The following is a 20,050-nucleotide window of genomic DNA, read 5'->3' on the forward strand; positions in this document are numbered from 1 at the left end:
TCGCGGGCAAGCCCGCTCCCACAGGATCACCACAGGATTGCAGCCCTCCACGTTACCTGTGGGAGCGGGTTTACCCGCGAAGAAGCCAACTCGGTCTGTCAGACCATCGCCAGATGCTGCTTGCGCGTCGGCGCCGGGAATGCCCGGTCGATCGCCCGCAAGTCCTCAAGGGTGAGGGTCAACGCCCCGGCAGCCGCATTCAACCGCACATGCTCCGCAGACACCGCCTTGGGAATGGCAATCACATCATTTTCCCGTGTCACCCACGCCAGGCTGACTTGCGCCGGCGTCGCCCCATGGCGCTCGGCGATCTCGCTCAGCACCGGGTGTTGCAACAGCCGCCCGGCCTGGGCCAGTGGGCAGTAGGCCATGGTGGGCAAACCGCGCTGGCGGCTCCACGGCAACAAGTCGAACTCGATGCCGCGCTGCGCCGGGTTGTACAGCACCTGATTGGTGGCGCATTGCGGGTTATGCAGTTCGCGCAGGTCATCGACATCGAAATTGGACACCCCCCAGCGGCGGATCTTGCCCTGCTCGCGCAAGCGTTCGAACGCCTCGACGGTTTCCTCCAGCGGATACTGGCCGCGCCAGTGCAGCAGGTACAGGTCGATCACCTCGGTGCCGAGGCGTTTCAGGCTGCGTTCGCAGGCTTCAGGCACGCCACGGCGGCTGGCATTGTGCGGGTAGACCTTGCTGACCAGGAACACCTGGTCGCGGCGCCCGGCAATGGCCTGGCCGACCACTTCCTCGGCGCCGCCCTCGGCATACATTTCTGCGCTGTCGATCAGGGTCATGCCCTGTTCGATGCCTTGTTGCAGGGCGGCCACTTCGGCGGCCTTGCGGGCCGGGTCCTCGCCCATGTACCAGGTGCCCTGGCCAATGGCCGGCACGTTGCAACCTGCCAGTTTCACGTAACGCATGTCACCTCCGGAGTCTGAGTGTGGGAAAGCACTACTTCGAGCAGCGCCTGGGCTGCGGTGGAAAGCTTGTGGTCGGCCAGGGCTATCACGCCGATGCGCCGTTCGACGGCAGGTTCGACCAGTGTCACGCAACGTGCGCCGAGCTCCTGCATCTGGTTGATACACAGCGCCGGTACCGCGCTGACGCCCAGGCCACTGGCGACCATGCGGCCGATGGTCGACAGCTGGTGGCTTTCGAACGCCACTGCCAGCTTGCCGTGGCGCGCCGCGACGTACTGCTCAAGCAGCAGGCGCACCGCCGACGGGCGTTGCAAGGCGATGAAATCCTCAGCCAGCAACTGCGCCCAGGTTGCCTGGGGCTGCAAGGCCAGCGGTGAATCGGCCGGCACCACGGCGACGAATCGGTCCATGTACAGCGGGTGGAAATTCAGGCCTTCGGTGTTTTCCGGCTCGAAGCCGATGCCCAGTTCGACGCGGCGATGGCGCACCAGTTCCAGCACCTGTTCGTTGATCACGTCATGCACCGTGACATTGACCTTGGGGTAACGCTGACGGAACACCTTGAGCGAATGTGGCAACAGGTTGCCGGCAAAGGCGGGCATGGCCGCCACCGAGACGCGACCCAGCTGCAGGGTGAAGCGCTGGCGCAGCATTTCTTCGGTGTCGTCCCAGTCGGCCAGCAGGCGCCGGGCCAGGGGCAGCAGCACCTCGCCCTCGGCGGTCAGGCTGACGCTGCGGGTGGTGCGGGTGAGCAGGGCGCCGCCGAGGTTCTCCTCCAGCGCCTTGATGGTCAGGCTCAAGGCCGGTTGCGATACATGCAGATGTTCACCGGCCTGGGCGAAGCTTTGGTACTTGGCGACGGCGACGAAGGCGCGCAGTTGCTTGACGTTCATGACAGCCTCGCTCGCTGTTTTGGAAAAGTTATCAATCGATGATGAAAACAAAATTAACAAATCAGTCGCAAGCGGTGAAGATGGCTGCACACGCTCACCGACAGCCTCGTCGGTTCAACAACTACAAAAGGCGGATCAGCATGGCCGGACTGGACAAGCGCGTAGCAACCTATGAAGAGGCCCTGGCAGGCCTGACCGACAACATGACGGTGCTGGCCGGCGGCTTCGGCCTGTGCGGCATCCCTGAAAACCTCATCGCTGAAATCAAGCGCCTTGGCGTCAAGGGCCTGACCGTGGTTTCCAATAACTGCGGTGTCGACGGCTTCGGCCTGGGCGTGCTGCTGGAAGACCGGCAGATCCGCAAGATGATCGCTTCCTATGTGGGCGAAAACGCCGAATTCGAGCGCCAGCTGCTCAGTGGCGAACTGGAGGTCGAGCTGACTCCGCAAGGCACCCTGGCCGAGAAGATGCGTGCCGGCGGTGCCGGTATCCCGGCCTTCTACACCGCCACCGGTTACGGCACCCCGGTTGCCGACGGCAAGGAAGTGCGCGAGTTCAAGGGCCGCAAATACATCCTCGAAGAGTCCATCACCGGCGACTTCGCCATCGTCAAGGGCTGGAAGGCCGACCACTACGGCAACGTGGTTTACCGCAACACTGCGCAGAACTTCAACCCGCTGGCGGCCACTGCCGGCAAGATCACCGTGGTCGAAGTGGAAGAAATCGTCGAGCCAGGCGTGCTGCTGCCCAGCGAGATCCACACCCCGGGCATCTTCGTCGACCGGGTGATCGTCGGCACCTTCGAAAAACGCATCGAAAAGCGCACCGTCAAGGCCTGAGCGCCGTCCATCAGAACAACAAAGAGATCCTGACCATGGCACTGACCCGCGAACAGATGGCGCAACGCGTCGCCCGTGAACTGAAGGACGGCTACTACGTCAACCTCGGCATCGGTATCCCGACCCTGGTGGCCAACTATGTACCGGCTGACATGGATGTGATGCTGCAGTCCGAAAACGGCCTGCTCGGCATGGGTGAATTCCCCACCGAAAGCACCATCGATGCCGACATGATCAACGCTGGCAAACAGACCGTCACCGCCCGCCGTGGTGCGTCGATCTTCGACTCGGCACAATCGTTCGCCATGATCCGTGGCGGCCACGTCGACCTCACCGTGCTGGGCGCGTTCGAAGTGGACGTGGAAGGTAACATCGCTTCGTGGATGATCCCCGGCAAGCTGGTCAAGGGCATGGGCGGCGCCATGGACCTGGTGGCCGGTGCCGAGAACATCATCGTCACCATGACCCATGCCTCCAAGGATGGCGAGTCCAAGCTGCTGCCGCGTTGCAGCCTGCCGCTGACCGGTGCCGGCTGCATCCGCAAGGTGCTGACCGACCTGGCCTACCTGGAGATCGAAGACGGCGCCTTCATCCTGCGCGAGACCGCGCCAGGGGTGAGCGTCGAAGAGATCATCGAGAAGACTGCCGGCAAGCTGATCGTGCCGGACGATGTAAAGGAAATGACCTTCTAAAGCATCACACTGTCTCCCCCTGTGGGAGCGGCCTTGTGTCGCGAATGGGCTGCAGAGCAGCCCCGCGGTTTCAGCACTTAAGTTGAGATCGGGGGGCCGCTGCGCGGCCCTTTCGCGACACAAGGCCGCTCCTACAGGGGTTTTGCGTTTTTGCTGAAATATCCGATAAAACCAATAAAAGGAAGTAACCGTGGCCGCTGAAATCCAAGACAGCCGCTCCGCCCGCTTTGCCCTGCGCTGCTCCAACTGGGCGGAGCGCTGGTTCCCCGACTCCTGGGTATTCGCCGCCCTGGCCGTGCTGCTGGTGTGCATCGGCGCCCTGGCCATGGGCGCCAAGCCAACCGACACTGCCAAGGCCTTCGGCGATGGCTTCTGGAGCCTGATCCCGTTCACCATGCAGATGGCCTTCGTGGTCATCGGCGGCTATGTGGTGGCCAGTTCGCCGCCAGCCGCCCGGCTGATCGATCGCCTGGCGCGCATCCCCAAGAACGGCCGCTCGGCGGTGTGCTGGGTGGCGCTGATCTCGATGCTGGCTTCGCTGCTCAACTGGGGCCTCTCGCTGGTGTTCGGCGGTTTGCTGGTCCGTGCCCTGGCCCGTCGCACCGAACTGAAGATGGACTATCGCGCTGCAGGAGCTGCCGCTTATCTGGGCCTGGGTGCTGTCTGGGCGCTGGGCCTGTCGTCTTCGGCCGCCCAGTTGCAAGCCAACCCGGCCAGCCTGCCGCCTTCGATCCTGTCGATCACCGGCGTGATCCCGTTTACCGAGACCATATTCCTTTGGCAATCCGGGGTGATGTTGGCGGCCCTGGTGATCGTCTCGCTGGTGATCGCCTATGCCACGGCGCCCGGCCCAAGCAGTGCGCGCAGCGCCGAAGACTGTGGTGTCGACCCCAGCTTCACCGCCCCACCAGCGCCCAAGCGTACCCGCCCGGGCGAATGGCTGGAGCACAGCCCGATCCTGATCCTGATGCTGGTGGCCCTGGCCGGTGGCTGGCTGTACCAGGAGTTCGCCACTAAACCGGCGATCACCGCAATTTCCGGGCTGAACACCTACAACCTGCTGTTCATCATGCTCGGTGCGTTGCTTCATTGGCGCCCGCGCAGCTTCCTCGATGCCGTGGCACGAGCCGTGCCGACCACCACCGGGGTTCTGATCCAGTTCCCGCTGTACGGCTCGATCGCCGCAATCCTCACCCAGGTCAAAGGTGTGGATGAGCAGACACTGGCCCACCACATCTCGTTGTTCTTCACCCAGATCGCCACCCATGACACCTATGCGCTGCTGATGGGTGTGTACTCGGCAGTGCTGGGCTTCTTCATCCCTTCGGGCGGTGGCAAGTGGATCATCGAAGCACCGTACGTGATGCTGGTGGCCAATGACCTGCAGTACCACCTGGGCTGGGCCGTGCAGATCTACAACGCCGCCGAGGCGTTGCCGAACCTGATCAACCCGTTCTACATGCTGCCGCTGCTGGGTGTGCTGGGGTTGAAGGCGCGTGACCTGATCGGCTTCTCGTTCGTGCAGTTGCTGGTGCATGTGCCGCTGGTGCTGGTGCTGCTGTGGGCATTGGGTACCACGTTGCAGTATGTGCCGCCGGTGATGCCTTGAAATAGCTGTGTTGCCTGCACCGGCATGTTCGCGGGTAAACCCGCGAAGAGGCCAGTGCAGGTTTTCAATCAGTCAGCGTTGCCAACAATGCCGCCAAGGTCGCGCGCCCTGGCTCATCCAGCCCGAACACCGGCCGCCGCGGCTCGCCCACGGGCAACCCGGTCAGCCCCAAGCCCGCCTTGATGGTCGCGGGCAACCCGCCCTTGAGAATGAAGTCGAGCAGCGGCAGCTGCCGGTAGAACAGCGCCCTGGCCAGCGCCAGGTCTTCCTCCAGTACCGCCTGGTACAGCGCCTGGTTCAACGCCGGAATCAGGTTCGGCGCCGCCGTGCACCAGCCCTTGGCCCCGGCCACGAACGCTTCCAGCGCCAGCGGGTTGCAACCGTTGTAGAACGGCACCCGACCTTCGCCAAGCAGCTGCAGCTTGTGCATGCGCTGGATGTCGCCGGTGCTCTCCTTGACCATGGTCACATTGGCCACTTCCCGGACGATGCGCAGGATCAGCTCTACCGACATGTCGGTGCCACTGGTGGCCGGGTTGTTGTAGAGCATGATCGGGATATCGATGGCGTCACCGATGGCGCGGTAGTGCTGAAGGATCTCGGCTTCGCTGAGCTTCCAGTAGGCGGCCGGCAGTACCATCACCGCGTCGGCGCCATGGGCCTGGGCAAAGCGGGCGCGGCGCACGGCACTGGCGGTGGTCAGGTCGGACACGCTGACAATGCTGGGCACGCGTTTGCCGATCTGGGCAAGGCTGTACTCGGCCACCTGTTGCCATTCGCTGTCGCTGAGGTAGGCACCTTCGCCGGTGCTGCCCAACGGGGCGATGGCCTGCACGCCGCCGCCGATCAGGCGTTCGATGGACTGACCCAGCGCGGGCAGGTCGAGCTGTTCGCCGCCAGCGCTGAAGGGGGTGATGGTGTAGCCGATGATGCCGTGGAATTGTGTGGTCATGGTTATAGGCTCCGCAAGCAAGGCATTCAGGGGTCAGTTCAGGCAATCGGCGTGGGCACGCAGGCTCTGCCGGGCAAAATAGTTGAAGGCAGCGGCATGGCGCTTGGGCCGGTCGATCCAGTCATGGGCTTCGCGGCCCAGTGCCGGTGCGATGGGTTTGATGGTGCCGGCCGACATCGCCAGCAGTTGCAGGCGTGCGGCGCGCTCGATCAGTTGGGCATACACGCAGGCCTGCTCGATGCTGGTGCCGGTGGACAGCTGGCCATGGTGCGAGAGCAGGATGGCGCGCTTGTCACCCAACGCGGCACTGATGATTTCGCCTTCTTCGTTGCCCACCGGTACGCCTGGCCAGGCTTCGAGGAATGCGCAATCTTCGTACAGCGGGCACAGGTCCATGTGGGAAACCTGCAGCGGGACTTCCAGCATCGACAGGGCGGCGACGTGGGTAGGGTGGGTGTGGATGATGCAGTTCACGTCCGCACGGGCGCGGTACACCCAGCTGTGGAAGCGGTTGGCCGGGTTGGGCATGCCCTGGCCTTCGAGCACTTCGAGGTCTTCATTGACCAGCAGTAGATTGCTGGCGCTGATTTCGTCGAAACCCAGCCCCAGTTGCTGGGTGTAGAAAGTGCCAGGTTGCGGGCCGCGGGCGCTGATCTGCCCGGCCAGACCGGAGTCATGGCCGTGTTCGAAAAGAATTCGGCAGGTCAGGGCCAGCTTTTCCCGCACAGTCCACGTATTATCGGTAAGCGAGCCTTGCATCTGCGTCAGCGCCTGCTGGACCAGTTGGTCCTTGCTGTGTGTCAGGGTCTTGGCCATGGGGGATTCCTCTGTGGCGTGATGAGCGATGTCAGCGCTGGCCCGTTCCGAAGCTTTGGTCGGTTGAGGAACGAGTCAGTGCGTGACACAAATAATCCTATATGACACAAAGTGTCATAAGCAAGTCTGTGGATCCGGGAAAATCGCGTCGCATGCCTAACCGATTGAAAGTGTTGAGAAAAAAACTGGGTGTCACGCTGGAGGCGCTGGCCGAAAAATCCGGCATGACCAAGAGCTATCTGTCCAAGGTGGAGCGTGGCCTGAACACGCCGTCGATCGCTGCTGCCCTCAAGCTGGCGCGGGCGCTGAACGTCAATGTCGAGGAATTGTTCGCCGAGGAGCAGGCTGGGCAAGGCCGTTACAGCCTGGTGCGCCAGGGCGAGCGCCAGGCGCTGGTGGGCGATGGCCACGGGCCGGGCTATGCGGCGCTGACCAGCCAGATCGGGCAGCGCAGCCTGTTGCCGTTTCTGATCCAGCCGCCAACCGAATTCAGCGACCCGACGTTCAAGGAGCATGAGGGTGAGGAGTTTCTGTTCGTCCACGCCGGCAAGGTGGAGGTCGATTTCATGAACGAAAGGGTGTTGCTGGAGCAGGGCGATGCGCTGCACTTCAACGCCCAGACACCGCACCGCTTGCGCTCTGTCGGCGAGCAGCCGGCGCAGTTGCTGGTGGTGGTGCACCACAGCGGCGAATGAGGGCAGGGCGATGATCGAGGTGTCGCGGTTCTGGCGGGATCCGGCATTGCCCTTCGTCGAAGCGCGGTGCGTGGGGGATGGGCGCAAGGTCTGCTATGCCGCCCATTCCCATGAGAGCTTTTCCATCGGGGTGATCACCGGCGGGCGCAGCACCTACCTGAGCGGTGCCAGCCAGGTCGAGGTGATGGCCGGTACCACGGTGCTGATGAACCCAGGTGTGGTACATACCTGCAACCCGATCGCTGGGCAGCCCTGGTCGTATCTGATGCTGTTCGTCGACATGCCGTGGTTGCAGGATCGCGGCTTCGTCCCACCAACGCAGACCTTCAGCGCCTCTGCGGGGTTGTACAGCCGGCTGCTGCAACTGTTCGCCGACCTGTTCGATGCTGAGCTGAAAGATCGTGAAGCACGGTTGGCCATTTTTTTCACAGATCTGCCCGGCTACCTGCACGCCAGTGCGCACAACGTGCGAAGCGAGCATCCACAATTGGACGCGGCGGCGGCATTCATACGTGCGCACCGAGGCGACCCGCTGAGCCTGGCTGATATCTGTGCGGCTTGCGGCTTGTCCCGTTCCTACCTGATTCGCGCTTTCCGCCAGCGTTTCGGCCTGACGCCCCATGGCTACCTGCTCGACCAGCGGGTGCAGCTGGCGCGGTCGCAACTGCGACGTGGCCGGGCGATTGCCGAGGTAGCACTGGAGGCAGGGTTTGCCGACCAGGCGCATCTGCAGCGGGCTTTCAAGCAGCATTTGGCAGCGACACCTGGGCATTACCGCGCTGGCGACATCATGCGACCAGATACGCCGCGCTTCCCGCCAGCAATACTGCCAGCCCTCGATTCAGCCACTTGAGATACCGCAGCTCCCGTAAATATTGCCGAATCACACTCCCGGCCCAGGCCCAGCAGGCTACCGAAACGAAGCAGATAGGCCCGTAGATCCAGGTGAACAACCACAACAGTTGCTGTTCGCCACCTGTGTAGGCGCCAACGCCTGCCACTGCCGCCAGCCAGGCCTTGGGGTTCAGCCATTGCATCGCCGCGCCATGCCAGGCCGAAGGTGCACGCTGCTGTTCTGACCCGCTCAGTTGGCCATCATCGCGCGCCAGCTTCCACGCCATGTACAGCAGAAACGCCACGCCGCCCCAGTGCAGCGCCACGCTCAGCAGCGGCCAGCGCGACAGCAGTTCGTGTACTCCCAGCCCAACCAGTACCAGCAACAGGCAGAAGCCCAGCGTCGCGCCCGTCACATGCCACAGGCTAGCCCGCAGGCCATGGCGGGTACCGCTGCCGAGGGCGACGACATTGACCGGCCCGGGAGAGATCGAGGCGGCGAGGGCGAAAGCGGCCATGGAAAGGTACAGGCTCATTTACCGAAACTCCGTATGTTGGGCGATGCCGCCATCCTGCGGGGTCAAGCGGAGCGGGTATTGAAGAAAAGTCCCCCAAGATGGTGTTACAGGTTTTGTAATAGTTTCGCGCTATCAGAAAAACCTGCTGTGCTTGTAGGATTTCTTTCCCTATTTTTGATCAAGGTCTATATGAGCACCTTCGCGGAGCCCCCCAGTCCACGGCCTTCCCGGCCATCCCCCCGCCGTCTTCGTGACGCGTCCTTCGTGAGTACCCGCTAATGGAATGGCTAGCCGACCCCACGGCCTGGCTGGGCCTGCTGACGCTTATCGTCCTCGAGCTGGTGCTTGGTATCGACAACCTGGTGTTCATCGCCATCCTCGCCGACAAGCTGCCACCCCATCAGCGCGACCGCGCACGGGTCATTGGCCTGAGCCTGGCGCTGATCATGCGCCTGGGCCTGTTGGCCAGTATCTCGTGGATGGTCACGCTCACCGCACCGTTGTTCGAGGTGTTCGGCAAGAGCTTCTCCGGCCGTGACCTGATCATGCTGTTCGGTGGTGTGTTCCTGCTGTTCAAGGCCACCATGGAACTGCACGAACGCCTGGAAGGGCACGTCACGCAAGCCAGTGGTGCGGTGCGCCATGCCGCGTTCTGGCCGATCGTGGCGCAGATCGTCGTGCTTGACGCGGTGTTCTCCCTGGACGCTGTGATCACGGCCGTAGGCATGGTCGAAGAGTTGTCGGTGATGATGATCGCGGTGGTTTTCTCGATCGGTATCATGATCGTCGCCAGCAAGCCGCTGACCCGCTTCGTCAATGCCCACCCGACGGTGATCATGTTGTGCCTGGGCTTCTTGATGATGATCGGTTTCAGCCTGACCGCCGAAGGCCTGGGCTTCCATATCCCGAAAGGCTACCTGTACGCGGCCATCGGCTTCTCGATCCTCATCGAGCTGTTCAACCAGCTGGCCCGTGCCCGCCGCAAGCGCAGCCTGCAGCAGCATCGGCCACTACGTGAACGTACCGCGCATGCCGTGCTGCGCCTGCTGGGTGGCCGTCGGGTCGAGGCTGACGAAGTGGGTGAGGAAATTGTCGACCTGGTCGAAGGGGGCGAGGAGCAGGTGTTGTTCGACCGCCGCGAGCGGGTGATGATCAGTGGCGTACTGAACCTGGCCGAGCGGCCGATCCGCACGGTGATGACCGCGCGGGCCGAGGTCGACGTGATCGACCTGGCGCAACCGGCGCAAGCCATCACCGAGGCGCTGGCCAACTCGCCGTATTCGCGCCTGCCGCTGATTCGCGATGGCCATATCGAGGAACCCCTGGGCTTCGTGCACAAGAAGGAGCTGCTCAAGGAACTGTTGTCCGGTAGCCAGCCGGACCTTGAGCGCATGGCCCGGGCGCCGTTGAACCTGCTGGAGAGCTTCAGCATCCTCAACGCGCTGGAGCAGATGCGCGGCCAATCGACGCACATTGCTTTCGTGATCAACGAGTTCGGTGATTTCACCGGCCTGCTGACCATGACCGACATCCTCGAATCGATTGCCGGCGAATTACCGGATGCCAGCGAGGTAGAAGGCCCGGCGATCATTGAGGAGGGTGGCGGTTTTGTCGTCAGTGGCGCCTTGAACCTGAGCCAGGTCCAGGCCCGTACAGGCTTCAGCGCCCGTGCCACCGAGGACTACCAGACCCTGGCGGGCCTGGTGATGAGCTTGCTGGACCGCCTGCCGGTAGTCGGTGACCAGCTGGCCTGGAACGGCTGGAGTATGACCGTGGTGGCGGTGGAGGAGCGCCGGGTGCGCCAGGTGCGCCTTACACCGAACGCCGACGCTGACGCAGCAGGTGCTTGAAGCCTTCGAGCACCAGCACCAGCACCGCGGCCCAGATCGGCAGGTAGGTCAGCCACTGATCCGGGCCGATGGTTTCGCCCAGCAGCAGGGCGACGCCCACCAGCAAGACTGGCTCGACGTAGCTGAGCAGGCCGAACAGGCTGAACGGCAACAGGCGGCTGGCCAGCACGTAGGCGATCAGTGCACACGCGCTGATCGCCCCCAGCAGCGGGATCAACCCGTAGAGGCCAGGGTGCTGGTGCAGATCGGCCGTCGACAATGGCCCCTGGGTAACGAAGTACACAGCCCAGGGCAGCAACAGGCACATGTCGCACCACAGGCCACCGAGGTGGTCGGTGCGGCAGCGTCGCCGTAAAACGAAATAGATCGGGTAGCCGATCGTTACCAGCAAGGTTTCCCAGGCGAAGCTGCCATGTTGGTACAGCTCGTGCCCTACGCCCAGTGCGGCGCAGCTGACTGCCACTTTCTGCAGGCGCGACAGGCGCTCGCCGTAGACCAGCCGCCCGGTGAGTACCATCGCCAGCGGCAGCAGGAAGTAGCCCATCGACACTTCCAGGCTGCGCCCGTGCAGTGGCGCCCAGAGGAACAGCCACAGCTGCACGCCCATCAACCACGAAGTACCCACCATGCCCAGCAACAGAACCGGCGTCTGGCGCACGCGGGCCAGCAATTCGCCGACGCGCTTCCAGTCTTTGCTGACCAGCATGAACAGGGTGAGGCAAGGCAGCGTCAACAACGTGCGCCAGCCAAAGATCTCTTCGCCATCGAGCGGCGAAAGCAGGGAGGTATAGAAATACATCACGGCGAACAGACAGGACGCCATGACCGACGAAATAATGCCTTTTGACACGAATGCCTCGGATAGGGGAGTGAGCGGGTGGATCAGCCGCGCATGATCTCAGGGGGCGCGCCCTGCGGCAACTGCGCAGCACCCGGGCGGGCAGCGAGTGCGCTGAGGAACTCGTCCGCTGGCATCGGCCGGGCAAACAGGTAGCCCTGCTGGAAGTCCACCCCGAAACGCGCCAGGTAGTCACGCTGGACATCGGTTTCCACGCCTTCGGCAACAATGCCCAGGCCCAGTTTGCCGGACAGCTCGATGATGCTGTCGAGAATGTGCTGTGACAACGCGTCGCCACCGATCATGGCCACGAAGCTCTGGTCGATCTTCAGGTAATCAACCTTGAACTGGCGCAGGTAGTTGAGGCTCGACTGGCCGGTGCCGAAGTCATCCAGGGCGATCATCACCCCCATCTCATGCAGTTTGGCGAACAGGTCTAGGGCTACTGGCGTGGCTTCGATGAGCTTGCGTTCGGTCAGCTCCAGGGTCAGCCGCACCCGCCCAGGGGGAAAGTGCTGAAGGAAAGTACGGCAGTCGTCGAGCAGGCTCAGATCGCGGCAGTGGTCGGCGGTAATGTTGATGCCGACATGGAAGCCGTCTTCCAGTAGCGCAGTGTAGGGCGCCAGGCTTTGCGCAGTGTGCAGCATCAGGGCTCGGGTCATGGCGACGATCTGGCCGCTGTGTTCGGCGTAGGGGATGAACAGGTCCGGGCGCACCAGGCCTTCTCGTGGATGGTTCCAGCGCATCAGCACTTCAGCCCCGGCCCAGCGGTAGTCCCCTTTTCGCACCACGGGTTGGAAGTACGGCAGAAACTCGTCTGCCTCCAAGGCCCGCCGCAGCTCGGCCCGGGGCGAGCTGGCCCGACGGATCTGCCAGCGGCAGACACTGCCGGCCACCACGCCGAGCACCAACAGCAGGCTGAGCAAGGCAGGGTAATGGCTGCGCAGCAGCTCACCTTGCTTGCTGGCCTCGAAGCCACCATGCACGCTGAACGGATAGCGCGTCGAGCCCAGGGTCACATCGGCGGTGGCGGCAACCGGAGGCGCACCGCCATGCACCACGCCGTCCTTGCCCATCCAGGCGTTGCCGACGCGTATCTGCAACGCTTCCTCCGGGCCGATAAGGCGCAAGGCGGTGAGCAGGTGGTCGCCATCCACGGTACTGATCACACCGCGGTCGCCATCGCTGGCCCGGTACACCAACAAGGCGTGGCCGGGCGTGACCGAGTTGCCATTCATCAGCCATAGCCGGCCATCGGTGTAATCATTGGCCTCGACGGGCTCGTCGAAGTCACCGAACAGCGAACTGCAATATAGGTTGTGGCGCTGGAACAGGTTGGTTGAACGTACGAAGGCATTGCGCGTGACCTGGCTGCGCAAGGCCAGCTGGGCGTCTGCGCAGGGGGTCCCTGCCAGCGGCAGCAGCGCCTGCGAGGCAGTGGCGAGGTTGTCTAGAATGTGATCGACATGCTCGACCACCTGGCGCGTGGTCGCCTGGCTGGTAGCGCGCAGTTCGCGCTCGATCTGCCAGTTCATCACCGCCAGGCCACAGGCAAGCGGCACCACGCCGACGATCCAGGGCAGGAGTGTGCGCCAGCTCCAGCGAGCGGGGCGTTTGACGGTGAGGGGCATGCTGGGGGAGTCTTCCTGATGACTGACGTGCTGAGGATAGCCGTTTGTCGGCGGCGGTGGCGAACTAATGCGCGACAAAGCAATTTACGCAATGTAGAATCCGGTTACGAATACAACAATAAGGTCCTTCGCCATTGAAGGATCAACCCCGCCGAGAATGGGTCCATATGACATACCATGGGTTCAAGCTGATCATTGGTGACTTCCTCGCCCGCAGCGTGCGCGGTATCCCGTGCTCTCCACCATTGCCGTTCCACATCCAACGCATTCATTAATTTTCGCTGCAGATGAGGGTACGAACATGGCTGATATCTTTGACAATCCAATGGGCCTGATGGGCTTCGAATTCATCGAACTGGCTTCGCCGACGCCTGGCGTCCTTGAGCCGGTGTTCCAGATCCTCGGCTTCACCAAGGTGGCCACTCACCGCTCCAAGGACGTGCACCTGTATCGCCAGGGCGGCATCAACCTGATTCTCAACAACGAACCCAAGAGCATCGCCTCCTACTTTGCTGCCGAGCATGGGCCGTCGGTGTGCGGCATGGCGTTCCGCGTGCGCAACGCCCATGAAGCTTATGCCCGGGCCTTGGAACTGGGTGCTCAACCGGTCGAGATCGAAACCGGCCCGATGGAGTTGCGCCTGCCGGCCATCAAAGGTATCGGTGGGGCACCGCTCTACCTGATCGACCGTTTCGAAGAAGGCAGCTCGATCTACGATATCGACTTCAATTTCATCGAAGGCGTCGATCGCAACCCGCAGGGGGCAGGCCTGAAGATCATCGATCACCTGACCCACAACGTCTATCGCGGGCGCATGGCTTACTGGGCCGGTTTCTACGAGAAGCTGTTCAACTTCCGCGAGATTCGCTACTTCGACATCAAAGGTGAGTACACCGGCCTGACCTCCAAGGCCATGACCGCGCCTGACGGCATGATCCGCATTCCGCTCAATGAGGAGTCATCCAAAGGCGCCGGGCAGATCGAAGAGTTCCTGATGCAGTTCAATGGCGAGGGCATCCAGCATGTGGCCTTCCTCACCGATGACCTGCTCAAGACCTGGGATGCTCTCAAGGGCTTCGGCATGCGCTTCATGACCGCGCCGCCGCAAACGTATTACGAAATGCTCGAAGAGCGCCTGCCAGGGCATGGCGAGCCGGTCGACCAACTGCAGGCTCGCGGCATCCTGCTGGACGGCGCTTCCGAGCCCGGCGACAAACGCCTGCTGCTGCAGATCTTCTCGGAAACATTGCTCGGCCCGGTGTTCTTCGAGTTCATCCAGCGCAAAGGGGATGACGGTTTTGGTGAAGGCAACTTCAAGGCGCTGTTCGAGTCCATCGAGCGTGATCAGGTGCGCCGTGGTGTGCTCAATGCTGAGTAAGTAAGCGCAGAGTGGCGCCGTCAGTCTGTGCTGGCGGCGCTACGAACACGGTTACGCTGCCTGTACAAGCCCCAGTAAGTGATCGAGCCTGTAATGATCCCGATCAGCGCCAGGGAAGGGAAGAGGTGTATCAGCGTCTTGCGCGCCTCACGTGCCGAGTACCCCTCTGCATAGCCTGCCTTGACGGTATAACCGTACTTGTTCGAAATACCCTCTTTGAAAAATTCGGCTTGTGAAGGGCGCGTCGAGTCGCGACTGTCGCCGTCGGTCCAGATGTATAAGTCACCGAATTCAAGCAATAAAGTCAGCCCGGTTTGAAACGCACGCAGCTCATTGCGTAGCAAGATCCCATAGGATGTGGCAATAACCCCCAGGCTATTCTCGCCGAGCTGATAAGTGAGCAGAACTGCATTGGGTGTTGCAGGTGGGTCCAGTACCAAATGAAACGGCGATTGCGCATCTGAGATCATGAGATCCGGCGGGTATGGCGTTTCCAGGGTGTTGCAATAGGTGCGGCCCTCGGCGGTCAACGCCAGCGAGCGCAGGTGCGGTGCTTTTACGAGCTGACCGATTAATTGCGCTTTGGCGCTTTCGCAGGCGGTCCCTGCCAATGCCATCGCAGCAGACGCCGAATTGTGTATTCGATCCAGTGCCAGATCTACTGAATAGATTGCCTCGCTGACAGAGATTCGCGAGTTTTCTTCAAGCTTCTTGTCCTGTTGGTAAAACATGATCATCAGCCCGGTGCCGACCGGCACCAAACTGATTGCCAATGTCAGCAACAGTTCGACCAAGCCCTGCCCTGCAGTTTTGAATCTTGACATGACTGACCAGTCCCCCATTTCCGAGTTGTCCGAGATGGACAGCCCAGTGGAGAGCCTAAGAATCAATTACTGCGCCTGCTGTAAGCCAAAGCCATGGATGTTTTGCGAACTACGCCGCTAAGGCGTAGGACTCATTGCACCCTGAGCGCAGCAATGACCTTTTCTGCAAGTAGGCTTGTGGAGGCGGGATTTTGCCCGGTGATCAGCCGACCGTCCGAGGTCACGAAGGGTTTCCATGGGTCGTCGTCTTTGCTGTAGTTGCCGCCTCGCGCAACCAGTTCGTTTTCGGTGAGAAACGGCACCACCTTGTCCAGCTCTGCGAGCTTTTCTTCGGTATTGGAAAAGCCAGTTACCTGCCGGCCCTTGAGCAACAGGGTGTTGTCGCTGAGCTTGATGTTCAACAGGCCCACCACACCATGACAGACGGCAGCTACGATGCCGTTGCTTTCGTAGATTTTGCGCGCCAGTTCCTGCAGCGGCTGGTTGTCCGGGAAGTCGAACATCACCCCGTGGCCACCTGTGTAGTAAATGGCGCAGTAGTCACTTGCCTTGACCTTGCCAGGGCTGAACGATGTGCCCAGACGGTTCATGAACGATTTGTCGTCGTACCATTGCCAGTCCAGATCCGGGGCCAATTGCAGGCTATGCGGGTCGATGGGCACATAGCCGCCCACAGGGCTCACGTAATCGACTTCATATCCGGCTTTTTGCACGACGTCGACAAAATGTACCGCTTCACCCAGCCACAAACCGGTGGCCCGCTTCAGGGTCGGGTATTTGGCCGTATTGGTCAGCACTACCAGTATTTTCTTGCTCATCGCCACGCTCCCTGGTCTGTCGTTGAAGGGCAATGCGTTCCTTGGCGCGGGAAAACCTATTGAGCATAGCTGCCGTTTGACAAGGCGCCATCTAGGCAATGGCTCTATGCTATTACCCTGTGCCTGCGGTGCGTCCAGTGAGAGGCTGTTAACAGTGCAGCTATTGCGGTGGCAAATCTTCGGGCAGATGATGCGCAAACGGATTTCTACTCTCGAGCAATGGTGGAATCACGACAGTGATCGTAAACGACGTACCGCGTAAACCTTCGGCGCAAGTCGGCATGGCTGAGCAGATCGCGCAGTTCGATTGGCGATACAGTTCGCTTGGGCCGCTGCCCTATTGGCAGGCACCCTTGCGCATAGCCGTCGACATGATGTTGCTGTCGCCATTCCCCTGCGCGGTGGTCTGGGGTGCCCAGATGACCGTGATACACAACGATCCTTACGCGGTATTGCTCGAAAGCGACGGCCATGCATTGGGGCAGGGTTTCGACAAACTCTGGGCAAAAGTCTGGGAGAGCATCGGGCCCTGGGTATTCAAGGCACTCGAAGGTGGCTCGAACTTTGTCGAAAATCAGCCGCTGTGGCTACCGTGCAGGCGAACGGGCAGCCAAACCTGCTACGCCTTCAGCTATACACCGTTACGCGATGAGCAGCATGAGGTAGTGGGGTTTCTGCACACGGTGATTGATACCAGTGCCAGCATTGACTCCCATGACAGATGGCGTGAGCAGGCGTTGGCGTTCGAGCGCCAGATCGAGCGCATCATGGCTGATCGCGATCAGATCTGGCAGCTTTCTCGCGATGCCATGATCGTGGTTACCCGCGACATGCGGCTGCAAGCGGTCAACCCCTGCTGGCAGCGCGCGCTGGGCTGGGCTGAAAATGAGGTGCACGGTAAGCCGATCTTGGAGTTGGTCCATCCTGCCGACAGGGCAGAGGTGGAGGTTGCGGTGATGGAGTTCTTTCTCGATCGCGGGTGCGAGCAACTCGAGACACGCTTGCGTCACAAGGACGGGCACTACCGCTTGTTCCGCTGGACGGCGAGCTTCGACGGCACGTTACTGACGGCCGTGGGGCGCGACATTTCTCAGGAGCATGAAGATGCCTTGCGCCAATCCGATACCTTGTTACGGGCAACACAGCGCCTGGACGCGGTCAGCCACATGGCGGGCGGCATGGCACACGAGATGAACAACCTGCTGTCGGGTATCGGCGGTAGCCTGGAGCTGTTGCAGCGACGCATGGACCAAGGGCGCCTGGAGCATATCGACCGCTATGTGGCGCTGGCCAGCGATTCGGTGCAGCGCGCCATGACGCTCACTCACCGTCTGCTGGCATTCTCCCGCCATCAGCCGCTGTCACCCAAACCATTTAACATCAATCGCCAGCTGACGGCCATGGAGCCACTGTTGCGCCAGGTGCTGGGGGCTGAAATGCGGTTGAGCTGGGAACTGGATGTAACGCCCTGGACAATCTGCCTGGATATTGCGCAGCTGGAAATTGCCCTGGTGAACCTGTTCGCCAACGCACGTGAGGCATGCCTTGGGCGTGGCGTGGTGACATTGCGCACGATCAACACGCGCTTGGAGGCGCAGGTCCCCGATGAGCGCGGCATATCCCCGGGGGATTATGTCGCCGTGTATGTCACGGACGATGGGCCTGGCATACCCGAGGTGGATCTGGCCCGGGCGTTCGAGCCGTTCTTCACCACCAAACCCATGGGCCATGGCGCCGGGTTGGGGCTGCCGATGGTCTATGGCTTTGTCGGCCAGTCGGGTGGCCACATCTGGCTCGAGTCAGCGCCTGATCATGGCCTGAAGGTTTGTATGTTGTTCCCGCGTTGCTTTGAACACATACCGCAAGAACTCCCGCAACCAATACCCGCTGTAACGCGCGCCAGTGGCCAACGCGTGCTGTTGGTCGATGACGAGGACAACCTGCGTTTGGTGATGAAGGAGTACCTTCAGGAGCGTGGCTTCGATGTGTGCGATGTGCGGGATGCGAATTCGGCGCTCGATCGCTTCCGCCACTACGGGCCGTTCGACCTGGTGATCACCGATATCGGCTTGCCGGGCGGTTTCAGCGGGCGGCAGGTCGCCAGGGCGATGCGCATGGTCGAGCCGGATCAGAAGATTCTGCTCATTACCGGGTTCAACGATCAACCACTGGACCCGCAGCTGTCCGGGACTCCAGGTACGGCGCTGATGCTCAAGCCATTCACGTTGGCCAGCTTGATGAACCAGGCCCTGCAGATGTTGAGCGAATGAACGGGCTCAGGAATTAGCCAGCATGTTGGCTACCTGTGCCTGCAACTGCTTGAGTTCGAATGGCTTGCAGATCAGCTGCATGCCCGGCGCGAGAAACCCCTCGCGCGCCATTGCCGTCTCGGCGTAACCGGTAATGAACAGTACCGGAAGGTAGGGGCGCAGCGTCCGGGCGATCTCGGCCAGTTGTCGGCCATTCATGCCCGGTAGCCCGACGTCGCTGAGCAGCAGGTCGATTACCTGCGCTGAACGCAGCAACTGCAAGGCTTCGCTGGCGTTGCTAGCGCTGCGGCAGGGATAACCCTCGTCCTGCAACGACTGGCAAAGCAGTTCGCGGACATGGGGATCATCCTCGACCACCAATACATTACGGCTTTTACCGGCAGGCGATGGGCGCGGTGCGGCTGCCAGAGGTTGTTGCGGGCCAAGGTGGCGTGGCAGGTAAAGGTCCACCTGTGTGCCGTGGCCGATCTCGCTGAACAGCGCCACATGGCCGTGGGACTGCTTGCTGAAGCCATATACCATCGACAGCCCAAGGCCGATACCTTGGCCCACCGGTTTGGTGCTGAAGAAAGGCTCGAATGCATGCTCCAAAGTGCTCTGTGACATGCCCTGGCCGTTATCGATGATGCTCAGGCGGGCATATTCACCCTTGTCTGGACCACCGCTGGCGACTCGTTGCGCGTCAATTTGCTGATTGCTCGCCTCTATACGCAACATGCCCCCGTTGGGCATGGCCTCGCAGGCATTCACCAGCAGGTTGTTGACCGCCTCTTGCAATTGCTTGTCGTCCGCCTGCACTGCCCAGAGGTCTGCGGGCAGATCAAGGTGCAGGCTCACGCCTTGGTCAAGGATGGCTTCGAGGCGCTGCGGTTGCAGCAGTGCGAGCAGGTCTATGCGCTGGCTGTGCAACGACTGTCTGGAGGAAAACGCCAGCAGGCGATGGGTCAGGACCGCGGCACGTGACACGGCTTCCTGGCCCATGCGCAGAATCCCTTCAACGCCGTCACTGCGCCCATGTTTCAGGCGCCGATCAATCAGCTCGAAACTGCCACCTATGCTGGTCAGCAAGTTGTTGAAATCATGCGCGACACCGCCGGCCAGTTGGCCGATTGCCTCCATCTTGCGAGTCTGCTGCAAGGCCTGGTCGGTGACACGGTGCTGCTCGCTACGCGCATCCAGGCGCTGTTGCAGGTCGAGTATGTGGTCGCGCGCCAGGTATTGACGGCGGCGGTTGCGTAACGCTGTCTGGGCCAGATCCAGCAAGTGCCCATCGTCGAAAGGTACGGCAAGCAGGGTCAGGTTGCCCAGCGCACGGTTGGCCGCAGAGGGGGTAGCCGCTGGCGTGCATGTCAATAACACGATTGGCAGGTCCGACCAGGCCGGCTGTTGGTCGATGTAGCCCTGCAAGAGGGTGGCTGCGTCGACGTTCAGTGCTTGTTCTGCGATGATCGCCAGGCCTGCGCCTTCTATCAGGCAGGCTTGCAGCCTGGCGATATCAGGCGCGCACAAACAATCGACACCGGCAGCCGCCAACAATTTCGAAGTATTGCTGGCTAGCAGATCCGGTGCCAGGATCAGTGCACGTTCGTCCATCGTCAACGGACTGGTCAATGCGATTCTCCTGAAACGGTCGGCAAGGTCGGTCTGTGTCCTTGCTACCTTCAATGGTCCGA

At 61.6% G+C, this 20,050-nt stretch carries 18 protein-coding genes; 8 read left to right on the forward strand and 10 right to left on the reverse strand.

Annotation, left to right across the window (positions count from 1 at the left end):
* Positions 1–98: 98 nt before the first annotated feature.
* A complete protein-coding gene (locus tag BUQ73_RS10730) occupies positions 99–920 on the reverse strand; it encodes an aldo/keto reductase (RefSeq protein WP_079227899.1) in 822 nt (273 codons plus the stop codon).
* Positions 908–1,813, reverse strand: a complete 906-nt coding sequence (locus tag BUQ73_RS10735) for a LysR family transcriptional regulator (protein WP_079227900.1) — start codon at positions 1,811–1,813, stop codon at positions 908–910. Before BUQ73_RS10735 ends, BUQ73_RS10730 begins: the two co-directional genes overlap by 13 nt.
* A gap of 140 nt (positions 1,814–1,953) precedes the next feature.
* Between BUQ73_RS10735 and BUQ73_RS10740 the strand changes: the two genes are divergently transcribed.
* The 3 genes from BUQ73_RS10740 (at position 1,954) to BUQ73_RS10750 (ending at position 4,953) form a co-directional block, all read left to right on the forward strand.
* On the forward strand, positions 1,954–2,652 hold the full coding sequence (locus tag BUQ73_RS10740; protein WP_027916752.1) for a CoA transferase subunit A: 699 nt from the start codon (positions 1,954–1,956) through the stop codon (positions 2,650–2,652).
* 35 nt (positions 2,653–2,687) lie between these two features.
* Complete coding sequence (locus BUQ73_RS10745) at positions 2,688–3,344, forward strand: CoA transferase subunit B (protein WP_079227902.1); 657 nt, start codon at positions 2,688–2,690, stop codon at positions 3,342–3,344.
* 190 nt (positions 3,345–3,534) lie between these two features.
* Positions 3,535–4,953, forward strand: a complete 1,419-nt coding sequence (locus tag BUQ73_RS10750; RefSeq protein ID WP_079227904.1) for a short-chain fatty acid transporter — start codon at positions 3,535–3,537, stop codon at positions 4,951–4,953.
* 64 nt (positions 4,954–5,017) lie between these two features.
* On the opposite strand, the gene BUQ73_RS10755 is transcribed toward BUQ73_RS10750, so the two are convergent.
* Positions 5,018–5,905, reverse strand: a complete 888-nt coding sequence (locus BUQ73_RS10755; protein ID WP_079227906.1) for a dihydrodipicolinate synthase family protein — start codon at positions 5,903–5,905, stop codon at positions 5,018–5,020.
* A gap of 33 nt (positions 5,906–5,938) precedes the next feature.
* Positions 5,939–6,721, reverse strand: a complete 783-nt coding sequence (locus BUQ73_RS10760; protein WP_079227907.1) for an aldolase — start codon at positions 6,719–6,721, stop codon at positions 5,939–5,941.
* 152 nt (positions 6,722–6,873) lie between these two features.
* Here BUQ73_RS10760 and BUQ73_RS10765 point away from each other — a divergent pair, with 152 nt between their 5' ends.
* Positions 6,874–7,416, forward strand: coding sequence for a helix-turn-helix domain-containing protein (locus tag BUQ73_RS10765; RefSeq protein WP_079227909.1), 543 nt, complete (start codon positions 6,874–6,876; stop codon positions 7,414–7,416).
* Positions 7,417–7,426: 10 nt separating this feature from the next.
* Positions 7,427–8,269, forward strand: a complete 843-nt coding sequence (locus tag BUQ73_RS10770) for an AraC family transcriptional regulator (RefSeq protein WP_079227911.1) — start codon at positions 7,427–7,429, stop codon at positions 8,267–8,269.
* On the opposite strand, the gene BUQ73_RS10775 is transcribed toward BUQ73_RS10770, so the two are convergent.
* Positions 8,205–8,786 carry a LysE family translocator gene (locus BUQ73_RS10775; RefSeq protein ID WP_079227912.1) on the reverse strand — a complete coding sequence of 194 codons (582 nt, stop codon included), beginning with the start codon at positions 8,784–8,786 and terminating at the stop codon, positions 8,205–8,207. The two genes, BUQ73_RS10770 and BUQ73_RS10775, sit on opposite strands and share 65 nt — an antisense overlap.
* A gap of 260 nt (positions 8,787–9,046) precedes the next feature.
* Here BUQ73_RS10775 and BUQ73_RS10780 point away from each other — a divergent pair, with 260 nt between their 5' ends.
* Complete coding sequence (locus tag BUQ73_RS10780; RefSeq protein WP_079227914.1) at positions 9,047–10,618, forward strand: TerC family protein; 1,572 nt, start codon at positions 9,047–9,049, stop codon at positions 10,616–10,618.
* On the opposite strand, the gene rarD is transcribed toward BUQ73_RS10780, so the two are convergent.
* Together rarD and BUQ73_RS10790 are read right to left on the reverse strand one after the other, a co-directional pair.
* Positions 10,581–11,468 (reverse strand): EamA family transporter RarD, encoded by an 888-nt coding sequence (gene rarD, locus BUQ73_RS10785; protein ID WP_079227916.1) that lies wholly within the window; start codon positions 11,466–11,468, stop codon positions 10,581–10,583. The two genes, BUQ73_RS10780 and rarD, sit on opposite strands and share 38 nt — an antisense overlap.
* Positions 11,469–11,500: 32 nt before the next feature.
* The gene (locus BUQ73_RS10790) at positions 11,501–13,087 is read right to left on the reverse strand and encodes a cyclic diguanylate phosphodiesterase (RefSeq protein ID WP_079227917.1); all 1,587 of its coding nucleotides are present in this window, start codon (positions 13,085–13,087) and stop codon (positions 11,501–11,503) included.
* A gap of 301 nt (positions 13,088–13,388) precedes the next feature.
* Here BUQ73_RS10790 and hppD point away from each other — a divergent pair, with 301 nt between their 5' ends.
* Positions 13,389–14,465: a 4-hydroxyphenylpyruvate dioxygenase gene (gene hppD, locus BUQ73_RS10795; RefSeq protein WP_079227918.1), complete on the forward strand. Its 1,077-nt coding sequence runs from the start codon at positions 13,389–13,391 to the stop codon at positions 14,463–14,465.
* Positions 14,466–14,485: 20 nt separating this feature from the next.
* Here the strand turns inward: hppD and BUQ73_RS10800 are convergent, their stop codons facing one another.
* Complete coding sequence (locus BUQ73_RS10800; RefSeq protein WP_079230528.1) at positions 14,486–15,289, reverse strand: CSS-motif domain-containing protein; 804 nt, start codon at positions 15,287–15,289, stop codon at positions 14,486–14,488.
* Between the two features lie 131 nt (positions 15,290–15,420).
* The gene (locus BUQ73_RS10805) at positions 15,421–16,107 is read right to left on the reverse strand and encodes a type 1 glutamine amidotransferase domain-containing protein (protein WP_079227919.1); all 687 of its coding nucleotides are present in this window, start codon (positions 16,105–16,107) and stop codon (positions 15,421–15,423) included.
* A gap of 281 nt (positions 16,108–16,388) precedes the next feature.
* On the opposite strand from BUQ73_RS10805, the gene BUQ73_RS10810 reads away from it, so the two are divergent.
* Entirely contained in the window at positions 16,389–18,377 is a 1,989-nt protein-coding gene (locus BUQ73_RS10810) for a hybrid sensor histidine kinase/response regulator (protein ID WP_079230529.1), read from the forward strand.
* 6 nt (positions 18,378–18,383) lie between these two features.
* Here BUQ73_RS10810 and BUQ73_RS10815 read toward each other — a convergent pair whose 3' ends face one another.
* Positions 18,384–19,988, reverse strand: a complete 1,605-nt coding sequence (locus BUQ73_RS10815; protein ID WP_079227920.1) for a response regulator — start codon at positions 19,986–19,988, stop codon at positions 18,384–18,386.
* Positions 19,989–20,050: the final 62 nt, after the last annotated feature.

Source organism: Pseudomonas putida (assembly GCF_002025705.1).
GTDB lineage: Bacteria > Pseudomonadota > Gammaproteobacteria > Pseudomonadales > Pseudomonadaceae > Aquipseudomonas > Aquipseudomonas putida_J.

Coding starts and splice junctions, on each gene's coding strand:
- BUQ73_RS10730 (WP_079227899.1), bottom strand. CDS start 920: ATGCGTTACGTGAAACTGGCAGGTTGCAACGTGCCGGCCATTGGCCAG.
- BUQ73_RS10735 (WP_079227900.1), bottom strand. CDS start 1,813: ATGAACGTCAAGCAACTGCGCGCCTTCGTCGCCGTCGCCAAGTACCAA.
- BUQ73_RS10740 (WP_027916752.1), top strand. CDS start 1,954: ATGGCCGGACTGGACAAGCGCGTAGCAACCTATGAAGAGGCCCTGGCA.
- BUQ73_RS10745 (WP_079227902.1), top strand. CDS start 2,688: ATGGCACTGACCCGCGAACAGATGGCGCAACGCGTCGCCCGTGAACTG.
- BUQ73_RS10755 (WP_079227906.1), bottom strand. CDS start 5,905: ATGACCACACAATTCCACGGCATCATCGGCTACACCATCACCCCCTTC.
- BUQ73_RS10760 (WP_079227907.1), bottom strand. CDS start 6,721: ATGGCCAAGACCCTGACACACAGCAAGGACCAACTGGTCCAGCAGGCG.
- BUQ73_RS10765 (WP_079227909.1), top strand. CDS start 6,874: ATGCCTAACCGATTGAAAGTGTTGAGAAAAAAACTGGGTGTCACGCTG.
- BUQ73_RS10770 (WP_079227911.1), top strand. CDS start 7,427: ATGATCGAGGTGTCGCGGTTCTGGCGGGATCCGGCATTGCCCTTCGTC.
- BUQ73_RS10775 (WP_079227912.1), bottom strand. CDS start 8,786: ATGAGCCTGTACCTTTCCATGGCCGCTTTCGCCCTCGCCGCCTCGATC.
- BUQ73_RS10780 (WP_079227914.1), top strand. CDS start 9,047: ATGGAATGGCTAGCCGACCCCACGGCCTGGCTGGGCCTGCTGACGCTT.
- BUQ73_RS10790 (WP_079227917.1), bottom strand. CDS start 13,087: ATGCCCCTCACCGTCAAACGCCCCGCTCGCTGGAGCTGGCGCACACTC.
- hppD (WP_079227918.1), top strand. CDS start 13,389: ATGGCTGATATCTTTGACAATCCAATGGGCCTGATGGGCTTCGAATTC.
- BUQ73_RS10800 (WP_079230528.1), bottom strand. CDS start 15,289: ATGTCAAGATTCAAAACTGCAGGGCAGGGCTTGGTCGAACTGTTGCTG.
- BUQ73_RS10805 (WP_079227919.1), bottom strand. CDS start 16,107: ATGAGCAAGAAAATACTGGTAGTGCTGACCAATACGGCCAAATACCCG.
- BUQ73_RS10810 (WP_079230529.1), top strand. CDS start 16,389: ATGGCTGAGCAGATCGCGCAGTTCGATTGGCGATACAGTTCGCTTGGG.